The organism is Flavobacterium sp. UBA2787, from assembly GCA_002352205.1.
Taxonomy (GTDB): Bacteria; Bacteroidota; Bacteroidia; order Flavobacteriales; family Flavobacteriaceae; genus Flavobacterium.
Genome location: DEHZ01000015.1, coordinates 424,094 through 445,087, shown reverse-complemented (window position 1 = coordinate 445,087; position 20,994 = coordinate 424,094). Strand labels below are relative to the sequence as shown.

The window sequence follows — 20,994 nt, the reverse complement described above, 5'->3', positions numbered from 1 at the left end:
GAACTATAAATTTTTTAATGCTTGTTTAATGATTGATTCGATCGTTGCATCGGGGCTTTCTCTCACAATTTTTTCTACTGCTTTTTCTGCTAATTTTTTGTTAAAACCTAAAACTTCCAAAGCAGATAACGCTTCATCTTTATTTGTATTGTTTGACGACATAGAAACTTCGTCTAAATCATACACTTTTAACACTTTTTCTTTCAAGTCTAAAATTACTCGTTGTGCTGTTTTAGTTCCAATTCCTTTTATGGATTGAATTGAAACCACATCACCTGTTGCAATTGCTTGCAAAATTTGTTTAGGTTCCATCGAAGAAAGCATTGTTCTGGCGATGCTTGCTCCAATACCTGAAACCGAAAGTAGCAATTTAAATATCTCACGTTCAGACTTTTCTACAAAACCAAATAAAGTATGAGCATCTTCTTTAATTTGAAGATGCGTAAATAATTTGATGTTTTCTGAATTTGGAATTAATGAAAACGTGTGCAAAGAAATATGTAGATGGTAACCAACACCGTTGCAGTCGATGACCACATCAGTTGGCGATTTTTCTACCAAACGACCTTGTATATGAGCTATCATTGATGAAATAAGTAATTTTCAAATGTAACAAAAAACTTTAATTACCAATCAATAAAACGATTAATAACTTAAAAATAAGTTAAAAACTTACTTTGAGCGATTTGTAACGCTTTTCTTTTTCTTGAGCATCAACTACAGCAACAGCAGCCATATTGACCATTTCTTCCACACTGGCTCCCAATTGAAAAATGTGCACAGGCTTGTCTAACCCTAGCATTATTGGCCCAATTGAATCTACTTTATACAATTCTTTCAGCATTTTATAATTAATATTTGCCGCTTCCAGATTAGGAAAAATCAGTGTATTTACTTTTTTTCCCGCTAATTTTGAAAATGGAAATTTGTCTTTCAGCATTTCAGGATTTAAAGCAAAATCCGCCTGAATTTCGCCATCTACAATCAAATCCGGATAATATTTATGTAAATAAGCTACTGCTTGACGAACCTTTACGGCAGTTTCATTACTTGACGAACCAAAGTTGGAATAAGAAACCATCGCTACAACAGGCTGCATTCCGAACATTCTCACTGTTTTGGCTGTCATCAAAGCGATCTTTGCTAAATCATCTGCAGATGGATCAACATTGATGGCCGTATCGGAGAAAAAAATTGGTCCTCGATTGGTCATCATCATATTGGTAGTGGCAATTCGGCTAACACCGGGAGCTTTATCAATTAGCTCCATAATTGGTTTAACGACAGTTGGATAACTTCTGGAATATCCTGTCACTAATGCATCTGCTTCACCTTCATTGACCATCATCGCTGCAAAATAATTGCGTTCCCTCATCCATTTTTGAGCGTCCAATAACGAAATTCCTCTGCGTTTTCTGCTTTCCCAAAAAGTGGTGGCATATTGCATTCGCTTATCATCACATTCTTTTGTTTTTGGATCTAAAATCGGCACATCAACATCAAAACCAATTTCCTCTTTTAGTTCCAAAATAATTTCTTTATTTCCCAAAAGGATGGGTTTGCCGATACCTTCTTCCATTACAATTTGAGCGGCTTTCAACACATCTAAATGATCGGCTTCGGCAAAAATGATTCGTTTTGGGTCGGTTTTAGCACGGTTTGCCAACAATCGAACCATTTTATTATCAGAACCTAATCGTTCGGCTAATTCTTCTTCGTATTTATCCCAATCTAAAATAGGATTTTGAGCCACTCCGGAATCCATGGCTGCTTTTGCAACTGCCGGAGCAACAATGGTTATCAATCGTGGATCGAATGGTTTTGGAATAATATAATCGCGACCAAAATTCAATTTTGTTTCCCCGTAAGCAATATTAACTTGCTCAGGAACAGGCATTTTTGCCAATAAAGCTAAGGCACGAACGGCAGCCATTTTCATCGCTTCATTAATTTTTGTTGCTCTAACATCCAACGCTCCCCTAAAAATATAAGGGAATCCAAGCACATTATTCACTTGGTTAGGATGGTCTGAACGACCGGTTGCCATTATAATATCTTTTCGGGTGTTTATCGCCACATTATAATCAATTTCAGGAATTGGGTTCGCCATCGCAAAAACGATTGGATCATTGGCCATTCCTAAAAGCATTTCTGGTGTAAGGATATTTCCGGCAGATAAACCTAAAAACACGTCCGCATTTATCAAGGCTGTTTGTAAATCGGTTCCTTTTTTTCCGGAAGTATACTTTTGTTGTAAAGGAGATAAGTCTGTTCGTTCAGGATGTAAAACACCTTCGCGATCGAACATAATTATATTTTCGGCTTTTACGCCAAGTAGAAGATACAAATTGGCACAAGCTAATGCTGCAGAACCGGCACCGGACACGACAACTTTAATATCAGCTACATTTTTTTCCGCCAATTCTAAGGCATTTAATAACGCTGCCGATGAAATAATTGCAGTTCCGTGTTGGTCATCGTGCATCACCGGAATGTTTAATTCTTCCACCAAACGGCGTTCGATTTCAAATGATTCGGGAGCTTTGATGTCTTCTAAATTTATTCCTCCAAAAGTGGGAGCGATATTTTTAACGGTTTCGATAAATGCATCAATATCTTTTGTTCCAACTTCAATATCAAACACATCGATATCGGCAAAAATTTTGAAGAGTAAAGCCTTACCTTCCATCACGGGTTTTGAAGCTTCCGGACCAATATCGCCTAAACCTAAAACAGCCGTTCCGTTGGTGATTACCGCAACCAAATTTCCTTTGGCAGTGTATTTGTAAACGTTGTTGACATCTTTGGCAATTTCCAAACAAGGTTCCGCCACACCGGGAGAATAGGCCAACGACAAATCACGTTGAGTTGCATATTTTTTGGTGGGAACTACTTGAATTTTCCCCGGATTCGGTTTTGCGTGATATAAAAGGGCTTCTCTGCGTTTTGTGTCTTTGTGCATGAATTTGGTTCTTCTATGTTTGACTCACAAAGGTAAGAGACTTGTAGAGAATACAAAAAAATAAAAAAAAATAATTTTCATCAATTCTTACCTCTTTTTAGACTTCAATAAAAACCCATCGAATCTAAATTTTGAATATCTTTGAAGTGGGTAAATTTTACCCGATTATTAACATTACTAAATGATGTAACGATGGACCAATTTTCTACAGAAGAAAAATTAACCGAACGAATTAAAGAACTTAGTTGTCTTTATGAAGTGACTAATATTCTTAATCAGTTTGAGTTGACTAATGAAGAAGTATTTGTTGCGATTGCATCGAGACTTAAGGAAGCTTGGCGTTTCCACGAACAAGCAATTGTTGAAATTTTTTTTAAAGATTTGTATTTTTCGACTAATGAAAAGTTAGAAAATACAATTTTTGTATTTGATAATTTACTAATTGAAAATAGTGTTGTTGGTGGAATAAAAGTTCATTACCCTGCAGATAATTTTACTGAAAATGATTTTTTGGAAGATGAAAAAAAATTATTAAAAAAAGTATGTTATGAAGTTAGTTTCTTCTTAGAAAAAAAGGAAAACCAAATTAAAGAAGCTCATTTAAAAAGAAGTGCAGAAAGAGTGGATCGATTATCAATTTTAGGAGAAATTACTGCTGGAATTGCTCATGAATTGAATACGCCCCTTGGAAATATTTTAGGTTTTGCCGAATTGATTAAGCAACAAAACAACAATCCTCAAATTGATCGCGATATTTCAAAAATTATAAATGCTGCCATTTATTCACGTGAAATAGTTAAAAATCTTATGTTTTTCTCCTGCGAAATGCCTCAAAATAAAAGTGTTTTTGCTGTCAAACCAATTATTATTCAGGCCTTAACATTGCTTGGTCCGAATTTTAAAAAAGGAGACATCAATTATAAAGTTAGTTTTGCGGATGATGACATTAAAGCACAAATTGACAACATTCAACTTACTCAAGTTTTGTTTAATATACTTTTGAACGCCATTTATGTCTCGCCTCCAAAAAGTGAAATTCACGTGAATGTTTTTTCAACCGAAAGTCATTTCGTTATAGAAATTAAAGACAACGGAAAAGGCATTGAAGATGAAATTAAACATAAAATCTTTGAACCGTTTTTCACCACAAAACCACTTGGCGAAGGAACCGGACTGGGATTAAGTGTAGTGCATGGCATCATCAAAAGTCATCAGGGAATTATTGAAGCATTGGACAATAAACCGAAAGGAACAATTTTCAGAATTAAATTACCTTTAAAATAATTATTATGAAACTTAAAAAAGAAAATATTCTGATTGTAGATGATAATTATGATATGTTGGAACTACTTCAACGCAATTTGAAATCATTTAATTTTCATGCCTACAAAGCATCTTCGGTTAATGAGGCGATTGAGGTTTTAAAATCAACTTCAATTGATTTGCTGATTACCGATTTGCAAATGCCTGAAATTAATGGGATAGAATTAATCAAATATACATCGGAACATTTTCCTTCCATTCCAAAGTTAGTTATTACTGGTTTTCCATCTGTAGATACGGCGATAAATGCAGTAAAATCAGGAGCTTTAGATTATTTAATCAAACCATTTACAAGTGAAGAATTAAAAAAAGCCATTCAAAATTGTTTGAAGAATTCTACTCAAAATTCGAATCATACTATCGATAAAAAAGTTTTAAAAGAAACATTTTATGCCGGAATTGTAGGTGATTCTGAAGAACATTTTAAATTAATTGATGTTATTGAACGTGTGAAAGACAATCGTGTAACTGTTTTAATTGAAGGAGAAAGCGGAACCGGAAAAGAACTTATTGCGAGAGCAATTCACTACAATGGCCGTTTTGCATCACAACCATTTATAACTGTAAACTGCGGTGGAATACCGGAAACTTTACTTGAATCGGAATTATTTGGTTATGTAAAAGGAGCTTTTACCGGTGCAAATGAAACGAAAAAAGGTTTGTTTCATGCGGCCGCAGGCGGAACAATTTTTTTGGATGAAATTGGAAATGCCTCTTTAACAGTTCAAAGTCGATTATTGAGGGTTTTGCAAGAAAAAGAAATCACAATGGTTGGTTCTCAAACACCAGAAAAAATTGAAATTAGAATTATTTCTGCTACCAATAGCAACTTACAAAATATGATTAAATCCGGAACTTTCAGAGAAGATCTATATTATCGATTGAATGTTGTGAGTATTGAATCGACACCTTTACGAAATCGAAAATCGGATGTATTACCGTTAATAAATACATTTATTAAAAAATATGAAAAAGAGTATGGAAAATCGAATATTAGCATTACTCCAAAAGCAATAGACATTTTAACCCGTCACGATTGGCCGGGAAACGTTCGGGAATTAGAAAATATTATGCAACGATTAATTGTGATGTGTGATCACGAAATTGATGTTGACTTAATTCCCAAACAATTAAAATACAAACAACCATCTGAAAGTTCGCCATTAAAACCACTTCACGAGATTGAAAAAGCACACATCTTAAAAGTATTATCGGCTGTAAACAACAACAAAACAAAAGCAGCAGAAATTCTTCAAATTGACCGCAAAACACTACGTCAAAAACTTCTCTAAATCGGGGAGAAATGAACCGGTCGAGACTTTACTCCGCAGTGAAAAATTCATCTCTACTTTACACTCTTTTCATAACAGATTGATTACAAGCATATTGTTTGCCAAAAATTTCCTTTGGCACGCACCTTGCTTAGCTTAGGTCGAAACCAGATTAAAATTACTATGGAGATTTTAAATAACCCCTCGTTTCAAAAAGGGGAAGATACGCTATGGGCAGAAATGAACTTTGAGAACACTATCAAAGTTTCATCTCATTTTGAAAACAATATAATGGTGTTTGGCATCTGCAGCAATTGTTTGAACAACAGCAATTGTGTTTGGATGCAAACCAAGAAAATAGAATGTGAAGAATATAGTTAAAAACAAACAGAAAATGGAAATTTTAAAAGAGCAAAAACAGAAAACAATGTTGGACAACGTAATCGAGCAGTTTGATAAAACAGCCGATTCAATGAATTTAAATCCAAATATTCGAAAAATTTTATCAATTACAAACAATGAAATCATTATTCATTTCCCTGTAAAAATGGATGATGGTTCTATTGAAATTTTCACCGGATACCGTGTGCAACATAACAACGCATTGGGACCATACAAAGGAGGATTGCGTTATCACCCTACTGTGGATGTTGATGATGCCAAAGCGTTAGCCATGTGGATGACTTGGAAAACGTCGTTGGCCGGATTGCCTTATGGTGGAGCAAAAGGAGGAATTCAAATTGACCCGAGAAATTATTCTTTAGGTGAATTAGAGCGAATTACTCGCCGATTTACGTTTGCTTTAGGTGAAAATATCGGCCCGGAATATGATATTCCTGCACCGGATGTTAACACGAATGAACAAACAATGGCTTGGATTGCCGATACATTTATGTCGACAAAATCGCCTTCGGAACGATCAAATAATAAACATGTAGTTACCGGAAAACCAGTAGGTTCAGGCGGATTAGAAGGACGTGATAGAGCAACCGGATTTGGTGTTTATATCACGTTGCGATTACTTTTTGAAGGACGAAAAGAAACTTTGAAAGGCAAGAAATTCATCGTTCAAGGCTTTGGAAATGTAGGTTATTGGGCTTCGAAATTCTTAACTGATGATGGTGCAATTTTAATCGCAGTACAAGATGCTCACGCCACTTTAATTAATGAAAATGGAATTTCTGTGGCAAATCTACACGAACACAGCAAACCAAGAAAGGGTTCAGTAAAAGGTTTCGAAGGAGCAACAGAAATGGAACCTGAAGACTTTTTCGGATTGGAATGTGATTTCATTATTCCGGCAGCTTTAGGTAATCAGATTACTGAAAAAAATGCAGGTAAAATCAAGTCGAAAGTAATTGCCGAAGGAGCGAATGGACCAACAAATAATGAAGGTGAACGAATTTTATTGGCAAATGGTGTAACAATTATTCCGGATATTCTATGTAATTCCGGTGGAGTAATTGGAAGTTATTTTGAATGGCTCCAGAACAGAAACGGCGAACTTTGGCCACTTGATGAGGTAATGGTTAAAATTGAAAAGAAATTGACCGAAGTTTTCAAAAAAGTAGAAAATTTAGTTCACGAAGATCAAATTGACCATCGAACAGCAGCCTATATTTTAGCCATCAAAAGAATTGAAACAGCCTACATTCAAAGAGGGATTTTCCCATAAATAATAATCAAAAAAATCATGAAGTACGAAAAAGTAGTAGTTGACAAAAAAGAACTGGAAGTTTTAAAAACGCTTTTTTCAACTATTCATAATGAAAAAGATAAAACATACCGATTATCATTTGAAAAATTGATGGAAGAAATCAAAAACGCAAAGGTTTTAGATTCCGCTAAGATGCCTTTGGACGTGATTCGACTCAATTCTGTGGTAACGATAAAAACCGATTTTGGCGGCGAAAAGAAATTGCAATTAGTTGTCCCAGCAAAGAGTGATTTATCTCAGAATAAATTATCTGTCATGGCTCCAATGGGACTTGCCCTTTTTGGCTATGCTGAAAACGATGAAGTGGAATGGGAGTTTCCGTCGGGATTAAACACCATTAGAATAACAAAAGTAGAACAACCTTTATAATTGGCATATGAATTTATTGAAGAAATTTTATAGTCAAGATACCATTCAACATCAATTTCTTGATCGTGACATCAAACTTTGGCGAGAAGAATTGGAAGGAATTGAGGAAGAAATTATTTTTTTGAAAAGCTTCCTTGAAACTCCTGAAAACAAAACTAATCAGGAATTAATTTCTGATAAGTTAATGCTAAAACTCAACGTGAAACAATTGGAAAATGCGGTTTTTTTGTCACGTTTAAACAATTTTTCAATCAAATTAGAAGGGATGAATGAATGCGATGATATTCAATGCGAAACGTTCTACTTCAATGATTTTGTGGATTTCAAAATACACATTGAATCCTTTTTATCCCAATACAGAAAGCTCAAAAAGACTATTTTTTTAAAGATAAACAATCATAACAAAACGGAAAAATAGTTTTTAGTTTCTTATTTTTTTCAACAAAAATGCAATTGGAATACTTTCTTGCTTTTCATCTGTTATGCGTAGAACGTTTTCGTTTGTTACAATTGCTTTTTCAACACCGGTTTTTGCCGGTGTTTTTTTTTAAGCTTTTGTTTTACCATAATTCGATGGCCAAATATTTGATTCCTATTCATACCAAAATTTAAATTTGATTTTAAAATTTAGGAAGCTTTATTAGCTATATTTACATCAGTTTAAATCTGAAAAACTTTTTGAACTTAACTTCATCTAGTAGTATTAGTTCTTATTTTGATAAATTTAATAATGTATTCCACCTTAAAACTATTTTTAAACAAAAAAGCGGAATTTGATACAGAATCGCTTGAATTCATTTGTTTGCATTTTAAACCTTTGAAAACTAAGCGAAATGAAATTTTAATCAGTTATAACGACATTGCAAAAAACTACTATTTTATCAACAAGGGTTGTATAAGGCTTTTTACAACAACTAATGCAGGACAAGAAATTTCGAGGTACTTTGCCTACGAAGGTAATTTTGTTACAGCATTGCCTAGTTTTATTGATCAGCATCCTACTGAGGAATTTTTACAAACCATTGAAAAATCTGAATTACTTTCGATTACAAGAACTGATTTTTATAAATTAGTAAATGAATTTCCTCAATTTGCAAAAATTTATACCGAAATACTTGAACTGGGCTTCATCGTGGCACAAAAAAGAATCTACGGATTTCAAGGTTTTGATGCCAAAGAAAAAGTACAGTGGGTCATAAAAAATCAACCGCAATTACTAGTAAGAGTTTCAAATAAAATGGCCGCCTCCTATTTAGGAATTTCCCCTTCAACATTAAGTAGAATTAAATCAAAGCTTTAAAAACGTTGACTTAGGACAACAGTTATGCTTTTTCTGTATAGTAACTTTGCAGAAAAAATATACTATGAAATATTCAATCTATTTGTTTGTTTTTATAACTTCATTCGGTTTTAGTCAAAACAAAGTACCGGAGCAGTTAAAACCAACTCAGGAAAATAAGTATATCAAAACTGTTGATTTATTGACGCAAGATGCTGCTTTTGAATTGATGAAACGTGCTAATCAAGAAGCCCAATGCCTCTCAAAAAATGTTTCTATTGCTATCTTGGATCATTCAGGAACTATTGTTTTGCTCACAAAAGGCGATGGTGTTGGTCCACATAATACGGAAGCAGCCAGACGAAAAGCTTATACCGCCTTATCTACTAAAACATCGACCTTAATGCTATTAAGAAATGCAGAACGCAATAATGATACTAAAAATTTAAATACACTTCCGGAGTTATTGTTGTTAAGCGGTGGCGTTCCATTATGGCATAACGGAATAGTCATCGGAAGTATTGGTGTTGCCGGCGGAGGCAGTCCTGAAAATGATGATGCTATTGCAAAATCGGCTTCGATTCCGGAATTTGGTATTCTATCTTCAAATTAATTTTAACTTTAAAAAACATAAACTATGAAAAATTTAATCCTAACGTTTCTATTTATTTTAATTTCGGTGACGTCTTATGCTCAGACAAGTAGACATCAATTATCAAGTCATATTTTAGACATCTCTAAAGGCATGCCTGCTCCGAATGTGTCCATTAAACTAGAGAAAATGAATGAAAAAACAAAAGTATGGACTTTTATAGAAGAGAAGAAAACAGACAAAAATGGAAGAATTACTGACTTTCTTAGTACTGAAAAAGACAATAATGGAATTTACAAACTGACCTATTTTACTAGTGATTATTTCAAAGAAAATAAAACCGAAAGCTTTTATCCATTCATTGAAGTTGTTTTTGAGATAAAAGACAATAGTCATTATCATGTTCCTATTACTCTTTCGGCATTTGGTTATTCCACTTACAGAGGGAATTAAACTTTTCAAATTCAAAAAAATTACTTGAGATGATATTTTTATTTTAAATATCATCCTAAGTAATTTAAGATGTATTGTACATTTTCATTTGTGAGGATTATTTTTTTAAGAAAGACAAAGCAATTCAAAGCTTTGCAAACTTAAAATGAGAATTAATCTCTTAAAAACGCGACATTCCTCTTCACCCCTTCCAACTTAGTCCTTTTCACCGCTGAATTTTTAAACACTTCTTTAAAAACATCTTCTGTAATTTCTTCCCACTCTTTTTTGGTGAAAGAAAGTAATTCGGGATTGGCTTGAAAAAGCGGTTCGCTATGCGGTTTTGAAAAACGGTTCCATGGGCAAACATCTTGGCACACATCGCAACCAAAAACCCAATCATCCAATTTGCCTTTCATTTCTGCGGGAATGTTTTCTTTTAATTCGATGGTAAAATAGGAAATGCATTTACTACCATCTACCACGTACGGAGCCACAATGGCTTCGGTTGGACAAGCATCAATGCAGGCTGTACACGAACCACAATGGTCAGTAGTTGGAGCATCATATTCTAATTCTAAATCTACAATTAGTTCAGCAATAAAATAGAAAGAACCCACTTTTTGGGTAATGAGATTGGTGTTTTTCCCCATCCAACCTAAACCGCTTTTGGCTGCCCAAACTTTGTCTAACACCGGAGCTGAATCAACAAAGGCTCGTCCGGAAACTTCACCAATTTCGGTTTGGATGAAATGTAAAAGTTCTTTGAGTTTTTCTTTTATGACAAAATGATAATCTTGTCCGTAGGCATATTTTGAGATTTTATAACTTTCTTCGTTTTGAAATTCGGATGGATAATAATTCAGCAATAATGAAATGACACTTTTGGCTCCATCAACTAATAACGATGGGTTCAATCTTTTATCAAAATGGTTTTCCATATAACTCATTTGACCGTTCATGTTGTTGTTCAGCCATTTTTCAAGTCTAGGAGCTTCTTCTTCAAGAAAACCGGCTTTGGAAATTCCGCAAGACAAAAAACCGAGGCGTTTGGCCTCTTGCTTGATGAAGTTGGAGTATATCTCATTCGTGTTCATTACCTTTTTTTAAACTCTAAAATGGCGTTGTGCGGTTTTAACGTGATTAATGGTTTTATTTGAATGGGGTCTTTCTTTTCAATAATTTCAAACTGTTCTACCAAAGCTATTATCGCCAATATCATTTCATACATCGCAAAATTATTCCCAATACACATTCGTGGTCCAGCCCCAAAAGGGAAATAATTTTTAGAAAATTTAATGTTTTCCTCTAAAAAACGTTCGGGAATAAATGCTTCCGGATCTTTCCAAAAATCGGGATGGCGATGAATTTCATACACAGAAAATAATAAATTGGAACCTTTTGGTAGAATCATTCCATTAAAGTTTTCTTCTTCAATATTTACTCGGTCAATAAAATAGGCTGGCGGATACAATCGCATGGACTCTTCGATAACTAACTTTGTATAAGCAGCATTTTTTATCCAATGCATGATATCATCCGACTCACTTTTAATATGACGTATTTCTTCTAAAATTTTGGCTTGAGCTTCAGGGTTTCTAGCTAGTAGTTCCGTTGTAAAAGTTAATGCATTGGAAGTGGTTTCATGACCGGCTGCAAATAAAATTAAAATTTCATCTACCAGTTGATTTTCTTCCATGCTTGTTCCATCTTCATATTTTGCACTTAAAAGCATATCCAACAAATCATCATGCTTTGTGTTACTTAGCTTTCGTTCTTCAACTAACCGTCTCAGAATGGTTCTGGAATTTTGAGTTAAATCTAAATGCTTTTTTGTCTTTCCTGATAAATTAAACCACCAAACCAAAAAAGGTTGTCTCAGTTCTTGCACTAACATTTGTTGCGTTGCTTCGGTGGTATGTTGCAACGAAGCAATATCAGCATCAGAAATCGCAATATTAAATATGGATTTTACAACAGTTTGAAAGGCCAAATCGTTGAAAACCGGGAAAACATCCATTGGTTTTCCGGTTTTGATATTTTTTAATTCTTCTAAAATCGTATGTTGGATAGTATCTAACAATAAAACAAGCTGACTTTTGTGGAAAGCGGGTTGAATTAATTTGCGTTGTTTTTGCCAATGTTCGCCTTCTGCTGTCAATAAACCTTTTCCAACATATTTTGCTAAATCTTTTGTTTGAATATACGATTTAGTGTAATTTTTTTGGTTTTTTTGAAGTGTGTGTTGCAATAACCCTGCGTCTCTGCAAAATAAAACAGATTTTCCGAAACCAATATTTAGACGAAAAATATCACCTAGATTTTTAAAATTTTTGGCATGAAAAGGCAACGGATTTTTTAAAATATTATTCGCATGATTAAGGAATTTAAAAAAGGAAACTTCAGGAATTGAACTCGGTAAACTCATAGTGCTTTATATTGCTTTTCGTTATTCGAACAAGCCACCTTGGATATTGGTTCTAACTTTCCCCAGATGTTTGTATGCTTTCTCCGTTACTTCTCTTCCTCTAGGTGTTCGCATAATAAAACCTTCTTGAATTAAAAAAGGTTCATAGACTTCTTCGATGGTTTCACCACTTTCAGAAACAGCAGTTGCTAATGTTGATAGACCAACCGGACCACCTTTGAATTTATCGATGATGGTGTTTAGGATTTTATTGTCCATTTCATCTAAACCGTGAGCATCAACATTTAGAGCTTTTAGAGCGTATCTTGCAATTTCGATGTCGATTTTACCGTTGCCTTTTATTTGAGCGAAATCACGAACTCTACGTAATAATGCATTTGCTATACGAGGAGTTCCTCGACTTCTTCCGGCAATTTCGATAGCTGCTTCCATAGAAATTGGAACTTTCAAAATGGAAGAACTACGCTGAACGATAGTAGTTAACAATTCCGTATTATAATATTGCAATCGACTTTGAATTCCGAAACGAGCTCGCATTGGTGCGGTAAGTAAGCCTGAACGCGTGGTTGCTCCTACCAAGGTAAATGGATTGAGATTAATCTGAACCGTTCTTGCATTTGGTCCGGATTCAATCATAATATCAATTTTAAAATCCTCCATTGCAGAATACAAATATTCTTCTACAATTGGACTAAGACGGTGAATTTCGTCAATAAAGAGAACGTCTCTGTCCTCTAAATTCGTAAGTAAACCTGCTAAATCTCCAGGTTTATCCAACACTGGTCCCGAAGTAATTTTGATTCCAACCCCTAATTCATTTGCCAAAATATTCGCTAATGTTGTTTTTCCTAATCCGGGAGGACCGTGAAAAAGGGTGTGATCGAGAGCTTCTTCCCTTTGATTGGCGGCTTCTACAAAAACTTTTAAATTTTCTAAAACTTGGTCTTGCCCGGCAAAATCATCAAATGAAAGCGGTCTCAACTTTTTTTCAAGATCGAGTTCTTCCGGATTAAAACCTTTGTTGGTTGGGTCTAAATATTCATTCATAAAAGCAAAGATAAGACAAAGTCTATTTATAAAAAGAAATAGTTAAACGTGGTATCCAGGAGCTAAAATTTCTTTCCATTCCGGATATCTTTTAAGGTAAGCTGCGACAAAAGGGCAAAGTGGAGCTAGAGTGAAATTGTTTGCTTTGATATAATTTAATGCTTTGACAACGATGCTACTTCCAACACCTTTTCCTTCCAATGCAACAGGAACTTCTGTATGCGTTAGGTACATAACATTTTGATTTGTCAGGATATATTCAATAAAAGCGATGTGACCTTCGACGTGAAGTTCAAAACATTTCTTTTCTTCATTTTTCAGTAAATCAACTGCTTCATATCTATCTGCCATATTATTTTTCTTTATTTAAATAAAAAAGTGAGTGCTCCCGAAGGACATTTGATAATCTGATTAATAATTTCTTCCGTTGAAGCACCTTTTTCTTTTATCCATGGTTTTTCTTTGGGTTGAAAAACGGTTGGTAAACCTTTTACACAATTGGCGGAATGAGTGCATAAATCGGGTTTCCAAACGATTGTAACTTCGCCGTTAGTATATTCTTTTGATGAATCCATAACTAAAAATTTATCAGAATAAAGATAAATAAAAAAGCCCTTTCAAAAAAATGAAAGGACTTTTTTAAATATGAATTAATAATAATTAGTGATGTAATTTTTCTTCATCCGGTCCCATTGGAACTGTTTGAGGTACAAAATCTTCCACATGTCCTGGCTTACTGTAATCATAAGGCCATCTGTGAACTTCAGGAAGAGCACCAGGCCAGTTTCCGTGAATGTGTTCAACTGGAGCAGTCCATTCTAATGTGTTTGATCTCCACGGATTTATTTCAGATTTTTTACCGTAGAACATACTGTGGAAGAAATTCCAAATGAATACTAATTGGAAAGCACCACCTACTAAAGCAAACATTGTAATGATAACATTTACGTTTTGCAAATCATCAAATAATGGGAATGCAGTATTGGTGTAATAACGTCTAGGTAAACCAGCCATTCCGATAAAGTGCATTGGGAAGAATACTCCGTACGCACAAACAGCAGTTACCCAGAAGTGAACATAACCTAAGTTTTTATTTAACATTCTTCCGAACATTCTTGGGAACCAATGGTAAATTCCGGCGAACATTCCGTAAAGAGCAGAAATACCCATTACTAAGTGGAAGTGAGCTACAACGAAATACGTATCGTGAACATTAATATCAAGTGTACTGTCTCCTAAAATAATACCTGTTAAACCTCCCGTGATGAATGTAGAAACCAATCCGATAGAGAATAACATGGCAGGATTTAACTGAAGGTTACCTTTCCATAATGTTGTGATATAGTTGAACGCTTTTACTGCTGAAGGAATTGCAATCAACAAAGTTGTAAAGGTAAACACAGAACCTAAGAATGGATTCATTCCTGAGATAAACATGTGGTGGCCCCAAACGATTGTTGATAAAAATGCAATAGCTATAATTGAAGCAATCATCGCACGGTAACCAAAGATAGGCTTACGTGAATTGGTTGCTATAATTTCTGATGTAATTCCTAATGCGGGTAATAAAACGATGTAAACTTCCGGGTGTCCTAAGAACCAAAATAAGTGTTCAAATAATACCGGAGAACCACCTTGATAATGTAAAACTTCACCTGCTATGAAAATATCCGAAAGAAAGAACGAGGTTCCAAAACTTCTATCAAAAATCAACAATAACGCTGCTGATAAAAGAACTGGGAAAGATACGATACCAATAATAGCTGTTACAAAGAATGCCCAAATAGTTAAAGGCAATCTTGTCATAGACATTCCTTTAGTTCTAAGGTTGATTACTGTAACTACATAATTTAAAGACCCCATTAATGAAGAAGCGATGAAAATTGCCATCGAAACCAACCACAACGTCATACCGGTTCCTGAACCGGGAATTGCTTGTGGAAGTGCACTTAACGGCGGGTAAATTGTCCATCCTGCTGAAGCTGGTCCAGACTCGACGAATAAAGAACAAATCATTACAACACTTGATAAAAAGAATAACCAATAGGAAATCATATTCAAGAAACCGGATGCCATATCACGAGCTCCAATTTGCAGAGGAATCAATAAATTACTAAAGGTTCCGCTTAACCCAGCCGTTAATACAAAGAAAACCATAATGGTTCCGTGAATTGTGACTAAGGCTAAATAAATATCGTTACGCATTACTCCGTCCGGGGCATATTCGTCTCCAAGTAATACATTAAAAATTTTAAAAGATTCTTCCGGCCATGCCAATTGCATTCTGAACAACAAAGACATTGCCACACCAATAATACCCATAATCAAACCAGTGATTAGGTATTGTTTGGCAATCATTTTATGATCAATACTAAAGATGTACTTTGTGATAAAAGTATCTTTGTGGTGATGTTCGTGTTCGTGTCCGTGATCGTGTTCGTTTGCGTGATCGTGTGCTGACATACTCTTAAATTATAATTTTTAATTTAGCTATTTTTATTTTACTACTTGAACTACTAAAGTGGAATCAACAACTACTTTGGTAGAATCTTCTTCTATACTAATTTCTTCAGCAGGTTGTTCCTGAGCTTTGATAGCTTGAACCAACGTTGTTTTTTCGCTTAACCATTTTTTGAAATCTTCTTTACTTTCAACAACAATTTTCATTTGCATATTATAATGCGATTTTCCACAAATTTTATTACACAATAAAAGGTAATCAAATGTGTATGGATCTAAAATAGCTTCTCCTTTTGCAGCTAATTCTTTGCTTTTCTCAGCTCTAATTTTGTTGATTGTGGCAACTTTTTCTATCATTTCAGGTGAATTTCTCATCTCTGCTGTAGTGATAGTTGGCGTAAAAGCAAATTGCGTAACCATACCGGGAACACAGTTCATCTGAGCTCTAAAGTGAGGCATGTATGCTGAGTGCAAAACGTCTTGAGAACGAATTTTGAAAACTACCTTTACTCCTTTTGGTAAATGTAATTCTGATGCTGTAATGTCATCTTGAGCATTCGGATCGGCTAAATCAACACCTAATGTATTGATTCCTTCAATGTAACGAACATTTGCTTTACCTAAGACATTATCTTCTCCGGCATAACGAACTTCCCACCCGAATTGCTTTGCATAAATTTCTACAACCATTGGGTTTTCAGTTTCTTCGTCAACAAACATAATGTTTGTCCAAGCATATAATCCGTAAAGAATTAAACCGGCTAATGTAATCGCAGGAATGATACTCCATATCATTTCTAATTTATTGTTATCGGCAAAATACAGTGCGGTATTTCCTTTTTTCCCTCTGTATTTGAATGCGAAGTAATGCAATAATGCTTGCGTAATTGTTTGAACAAAGAAAATAAGAATCATTGAAATCCACATCAAACGATCTACTTCTACTCCGTGTTCTGAAGCAGAATTACTCATTAATGGAAAATGTCCATACTTAACTACACAAACAATTGTTGTAATATAAATGAAAACCAAAAAGGCAAACATTAAGTAACCATTTACATTATTATCATTGTCATTAGCCACTTGAGAATTATCAGCATCACCTCCTACTTGCGTTAAATCAAATATTTTGGTCAATTGCCAAATGGCTACTGATACTAAAACTAAAACAACTAGTACTAACAAACTTGTCATCTGTCTAAATCTTTAAATATTAATAATGAAAATGTTTACTCTCTTCGATAAATGGATTTCTTTTTGGTAATAATGGTGCTTTTGTTAAAGCTGTAAACACTATTAAAATAAATAATCCAAGGAAGAAAAGCAATGAACCAATCTCTCCGATCCCTATAAACCATCTGTCACCAACAGTAGCCGGCATAATCATGTTGAAGAAATCAACATAATGTCCTAATAAAATTACTACTCCAGCCATCACTAAAACCCAAGTAATACGTTTGAAATCTGTATTAATTAAGATTAAGAATGGGAAAATAAAGTTCATTGCAACCATTCCGAAGAAAGGTAAATTATATTGTTCAATTCTTGTTACGAAATAAGTAACTTCTTCCGGTATATTTGAATACCAAATTAACATGAATTGAGAGAACCATAAATACGTCCAAAACACACTAATACCAAACATAAACTTAGCTAAATCGTGAATGTGGCTAGTATTTACATGTTCTAAATAACCTCTTGATTTTAAGTATAATGTTACCATTGCAATCACAGTAATTCCACTTACGAAGAAAGAAGCAAATACATACCATCCGAATAACGTAGAAAACCAGTGAGGATCAACAGACATAATCCAGTCCCAAGACATGATTGATTCTGTAACGATAAAGAATACTAAAAACCCGGCTGAAATGTTGAAATTCTTTTTGTAGAATGCGTTATCAGAAGCTTCATCTTGAGCTAAACAATTTTTTCTGGAGAAATAACGGTATAAATTCCATCCGATGATAAATATAGCTGCTCTGATTAACCAAAACCATTCATTTAAATATCCTTTTTTATTATATAAAAGTTTATCAAATTTTGGACTTTCCGGATTAACTAATTCAGGATCCATCCATACAAATAAATGGTTAAAATGGAAAGCTGAAAGAACTAATAATATAAAAAAGATAGCAGATCCCCATGGTAGATAGGCCGTGATTCCTTGCATAACTCTAAACAATACCGGAGACCATCCTGCTTGAGCCACATTTTGAATTGCATAGAAAGCCAACACACCAAGTGAAATTAACATAAAAAAGATGGCAGCAACATACAAAGCAGCCCAAGGCTTATTTTGTAACTGATGTAAAACATGGTTTAAATGTTCTTCATGTTCTGCGTGTGCTTCTGCACTATTAGCATCATGTCCGTGTGCATCATGAGCATGAGCGTCGTGAGCACCGTGATGAGCGTCTTCTTCAGCTTTAAGAATTTTTTCTACATCGGCTGTGGTTTTTGGAGCAGAAATAAAACTATATCCAATTCCCAACAATCCAACGATTATTAGAACAAAGGAAAAAACTTTTAATTTACTTGAAAAGGTATACATATCTATACAATCTAGTTGTCAATAATTATAATTTACTTTTTAACTGAAGAACATAATCAGTCACTAACCAACGTTCGTGTTGCGATAATTGGTTAGCATGAGAACCCATTGAATTTAAACCGTAGGTAATCACGTGAAAAACACTTCCCTCAGTAACTGGTCTATCGGCATAACTTGGAACTCCAAGAAACTTCTCTCTTTCCACTAATTTTCCTTTTCCATTTCCTGAATCACCGTGGCAAATGGCACAATAAATTCCGTAAAGTTCTTTTCCCTTAGCAACTTCTTTTTCAGAAATTGAGTCAATTGGAGAAATTAAATTTGCCTTAGCTAATTCGTATCCGGCTGTTGAATTTTCATATTCATAAATTTCAAAACCTCTTTTGATACTTCCTACGGCAGGTTCTTGAGCAGTTTGACCTTTTAGTTGATTTTCGCCATTAAATGCTTCTGATTCAGCATAGGTTTCATACCCAACTGACTCGTACATATTTGGAAAAAATTGATAATTTGGACTTTTGCTATTAAAACAAGAGGTCACCGAAACGGCTAATCCAAACAATAGGGCTATTTTAAATAAGCTTTTCATATTTCTATCTTAATGCTTTTCTACAACTTTAATTTCAACTGCTCCTGTTTTCTTTAAGAAATCAGACAGTTCTTGTTCGTTATTATGAACAGCAACTTCCATTAAAAAGTGGTCATCTGTTGTTCTAACATCAGGGTTTTCTGCTTGTTTGAAAGGCCATAATTTACTTCTCATATAAAAAGTAATTACCATTAAGTGAGCCGCAAAGAAAACCGTAAGCTCAAACATAATTGGCACGAATGCCGGCATATTTTCAATGTAACTAAAACTTGGTTTTCCACCGATATCTTGTGGCCAATCTTGAATCATAATATAATTCATCATCCAAGTAGCAAATGAAAGTCCTACACATCCATACATAAACGATGCAATTGCAAGTCGTGTTGGTGCTAACCCCATGGCTTTATCCAATCCGTGAACTGGAAAAGGAGTATAAACCTCTTCAATATGATGATGAGCTTTGCGAGTCTCTTTCACGGCATCCATTAGGATGTCATCATCATTATATAGTGCCTGTATAACTTTAGTACTCATAATTTCTTACTACTAATTATCTTAATGATTATGGTGATGTCCTTCTTCTTCTCTCTTACGCTTGTAATTATCTCCTGATGATTTCAAGATAGTTTTTACCTCTGCTTGAGCAATCACTGGGAATGATCTGGCATATAATAAGAACAATACAAAGAAGAACCCGATTGTTCCGATAAAAATTCCGATATCTACAAACGTTGGAGAGAACATTGTCCATGATGATGGTAGGTAATCTCTGTGTAATGAGGTTACGATAATTACAAAACGTTCAAACCACATTCCGATATTTACAACAATTGAAATAATAAACGAGAACATGATACTTGTTCTTAATTTCTTAAACCACATGAACTGAGGTGAGAAAACGTTACATGTCATCATCGCCCAATATGCCCACCAGTATGGTCCTGTTGCTCTGTTTAAGAATGCATATTGTTCATATTCTACTCCTGAATACCAAGCAACAAACAGCTCAGTAATATAGGCAACACCCACGATAGAACCTGTAATCATAATTACAATATTCATTAATTCGATATGTTGAATGGTGATGTATGCTTCTAATTTAGATACTTTACGCATGATAATCAACAAGGTATTTACCATTGCGAATCCTGAGAATACCGCTCCAGCAACGAAATAGGGCGGGAAAATGGTAGTATGCCAACCCGGAATTACCGACGTAGCAAAGTCAAAGGATACAATTGTGTGTACAGAAAGTACAAGTGGAGTTGCTAATCCGGCAAGAACTAAAGATACTTCTTCAAAACGTTGCCAATCTTTTGCTCTTCCACTCCATCCGAAAGATAAAATTGAATAAATTCTTTTTGTAAAAGGAGTAATCGCTCTGTCTCTCAACATGGCAAAATCAGGAAGTAAACCTGTCCACCAGAAAACTAACGATACAGAAAGATACGTTGAAATTGCAAATACGTCCCAAAGTAACGGTGAGTTAAAGTTTACCCATAACGAACCAAATTGGTTTGGAATTGGCAATACCCAATATCCTAACCATGGACGACCCATGTGAATAATTGGAAACAAACCTGCTTGCATTACCGAAAAGATGGTCATTGCTTCCGCAGAACGGTTAATGGCCATTCTCCATTTTTGACGGAATAATAACAGTACCGCAGAAATCAATGTTCCGGCGTGACCGATACCAACCCACCAAACGAAGTTAGTGATATCCCAAGCCCATCCAACAGTTTTATTTAATCCCCATGTTCCGATACCGGTAGAAATGGTGTAAATCATACAGCCTAATCCCCAAAGGAAAGCGGCTAATGCGATTGAAAATACAATCCACCATTGTTTATTTGCTCTTCCTTCAACAGGAGCAGCGACATCTACTGTTACATCGTGATAAGATTTATCACCTATAACTAAAGGTTTTCTAATGGGTGCTTCGTAGTGAGACGACATAATCCTTTATAG

The 20,994-nt window shown here is 34.7% G+C and carries 21 protein-coding genes; 8 read left to right on the top strand and 13 right to left on the bottom strand.

The features are described from left to right. Positions 1–3 precede the first annotated feature (3 nt). Together ruvA and B4N66_RS15060 are read right to left on the bottom strand one after the other, a co-directional pair. On the bottom strand, positions 4–585 hold the full coding sequence (gene ruvA, locus B4N66_RS15065) for a Holliday junction branch migration protein RuvA (protein WP_291095874.1): 582 nt from the start codon (positions 583–585) through the stop codon (positions 4–6). A gap of 79 nt (positions 586–664) precedes the next feature. After that, the gene (locus B4N66_RS15060) at positions 665–2,962 is read right to left on the bottom strand and encodes an NADP-dependent malic enzyme (protein WP_291095872.1); all 2,298 of its coding nucleotides are present in this window, start codon (positions 2,960–2,962) and stop codon (positions 665–667) included. 192 nt (positions 2,963–3,154) lie between these two features. Here B4N66_RS15060 and B4N66_RS15055 point away from each other — a divergent pair, with 192 nt between their 5' ends. The 8 genes from B4N66_RS15055 to uraH all read left to right on the top strand — a co-directional run bounded on the left by B4N66_RS15055 (position 3,155) and on the right by uraH (position 9,966). Next, positions 3,155–4,246, top strand: coding sequence for a sensor histidine kinase (locus B4N66_RS15055; RefSeq protein ID WP_291095870.1), 1,092 nt, complete (start codon positions 3,155–3,157; stop codon positions 4,244–4,246). 5 nt (positions 4,247–4,251) lie between these two features. Beyond that, a complete protein-coding gene (locus B4N66_RS15050; protein WP_291095868.1) occupies positions 4,252–5,577 on the top strand; it encodes a sigma-54-dependent transcriptional regulator in 1,326 nt (441 codons plus the stop codon). A gap of 373 nt (positions 5,578–5,950) precedes the next feature. Next, positions 5,951–7,231: a Glu/Leu/Phe/Val family dehydrogenase gene (locus B4N66_RS15045; RefSeq protein ID WP_291095866.1), complete on the top strand. Its 1,281-nt coding sequence runs from the start codon at positions 5,951–5,953 to the stop codon at positions 7,229–7,231. A gap of 18 nt (positions 7,232–7,249) precedes the next feature. Beyond that, positions 7,250–7,642, top strand: a complete 393-nt coding sequence (locus B4N66_RS15040; protein ID WP_291095864.1) for a GreA/GreB family elongation factor — start codon at positions 7,250–7,252, stop codon at positions 7,640–7,642. A gap of 7 nt (positions 7,643–7,649) precedes the next feature. Then, positions 7,650–8,060: a hypothetical protein gene (locus tag B4N66_RS15035; RefSeq protein ID WP_291095863.1), complete on the top strand. Its 411-nt coding sequence runs from the start codon at positions 7,650–7,652 to the stop codon at positions 8,058–8,060. A gap of 312 nt (positions 8,061–8,372) precedes the next feature. Further along, positions 8,373–8,942 carry a Crp/Fnr family transcriptional regulator gene (locus B4N66_RS15030; RefSeq protein WP_291095861.1) on the top strand — a complete coding sequence of 190 codons (570 nt, stop codon included), beginning with the start codon at positions 8,373–8,375 and terminating at the stop codon, positions 8,940–8,942. Between the two features lie 64 nt (positions 8,943–9,006). After that, a complete protein-coding gene (locus tag B4N66_RS15025; protein ID WP_291095860.1) occupies positions 9,007–9,534 on the top strand; it encodes a heme-binding protein in 528 nt (175 codons plus the stop codon). Positions 9,535–9,558: 24 nt separating this feature from the next. Next, positions 9,559–9,966, top strand: coding sequence for a hydroxyisourate hydrolase (gene uraH / locus B4N66_RS15020; protein ID WP_291095858.1), 408 nt, complete (start codon positions 9,559–9,561; stop codon positions 9,964–9,966). 152 nt (positions 9,967–10,118) lie between these two features. On the opposite strand, the gene queG is transcribed toward uraH, so the two are convergent. From queG to nrfD, 11 genes are all read right to left on the bottom strand, one after another. Then, a complete protein-coding gene (queG, locus tag B4N66_RS15015) occupies positions 10,119–11,042 on the bottom strand; it encodes a tRNA epoxyqueuosine(34) reductase QueG (protein ID WP_291095856.1) in 924 nt (307 codons plus the stop codon). Beyond that, entirely contained in the window at positions 11,042–12,373 is a 1,332-nt protein-coding gene (locus tag B4N66_RS15010; RefSeq protein ID WP_291095854.1) for a cytochrome P450, read from the bottom strand. The genes queG and B4N66_RS15010 overlap by 1 nt, the downstream gene beginning before the upstream one ends. A gap of 21 nt (positions 12,374–12,394) precedes the next feature. Beyond that, on the bottom strand, positions 12,395–13,420 hold the full coding sequence (ruvB, locus tag B4N66_RS15005; protein WP_291095852.1) for a Holliday junction branch migration DNA helicase RuvB: 1,026 nt from the start codon (positions 13,418–13,420) through the stop codon (positions 12,395–12,397). A gap of 42 nt (positions 13,421–13,462) precedes the next feature. Further along, positions 13,463–13,771, bottom strand: a complete 309-nt coding sequence (locus B4N66_RS15000) for a GNAT family N-acetyltransferase (protein ID WP_291095850.1) — start codon at positions 13,769–13,771, stop codon at positions 13,463–13,465. A gap of 11 nt (positions 13,772–13,782) precedes the next feature. Beyond that, on the bottom strand, positions 13,783–13,995 hold the full coding sequence (locus B4N66_RS14995) for a (4Fe-4S)-binding protein (protein WP_291095849.1): 213 nt from the start codon (positions 13,993–13,995) through the stop codon (positions 13,783–13,785). An 85-nt stretch (positions 13,996–14,080) separates the two neighbouring features. Beyond that, the gene (locus B4N66_RS14990) at positions 14,081–15,883 is read right to left on the bottom strand and encodes a cytochrome c oxidase subunit I (RefSeq protein WP_291095848.1); all 1,803 of its coding nucleotides are present in this window, start codon (positions 15,881–15,883) and stop codon (positions 14,081–14,083) included. Between the two features lie 33 nt (positions 15,884–15,916). Beyond that, positions 15,917–17,074: a cytochrome c oxidase subunit II gene (locus tag B4N66_RS14985; protein WP_291095847.1), complete on the bottom strand. Its 1,158-nt coding sequence runs from the start codon at positions 17,072–17,074 to the stop codon at positions 15,917–15,919. 19 nt (positions 17,075–17,093) lie between these two features. Then, positions 17,094–18,434, bottom strand: a complete 1,341-nt coding sequence (locus B4N66_RS14980; protein ID WP_291095846.1) for a quinol:cytochrome C oxidoreductase — start codon at positions 18,432–18,434, stop codon at positions 17,094–17,096. A gap of 25 nt (positions 18,435–18,459) precedes the next feature. Beyond that, on the bottom strand, positions 18,460–19,023 hold the full coding sequence (locus B4N66_RS14975) for a c-type cytochrome (RefSeq protein ID WP_291095845.1): 564 nt from the start codon (positions 19,021–19,023) through the stop codon (positions 18,460–18,462). A 9-nt stretch (positions 19,024–19,032) separates the two neighbouring features. Further along, positions 19,033–19,557, bottom strand: coding sequence for a DUF3341 domain-containing protein (locus tag B4N66_RS14970; RefSeq protein WP_291095844.1), 525 nt, complete (start codon positions 19,555–19,557; stop codon positions 19,033–19,035). Positions 19,558–19,578: 21 nt separating this feature from the next. After that, positions 19,579–20,982 carry an NrfD/PsrC family molybdoenzyme membrane anchor subunit gene (nrfD, locus tag B4N66_RS14965; protein ID WP_291095843.1) on the bottom strand — a complete coding sequence of 468 codons (1,404 nt, stop codon included), beginning with the start codon at positions 20,980–20,982 and terminating at the stop codon, positions 19,579–19,581. Positions 20,983–20,994 lie beyond the last annotated feature (12 nt).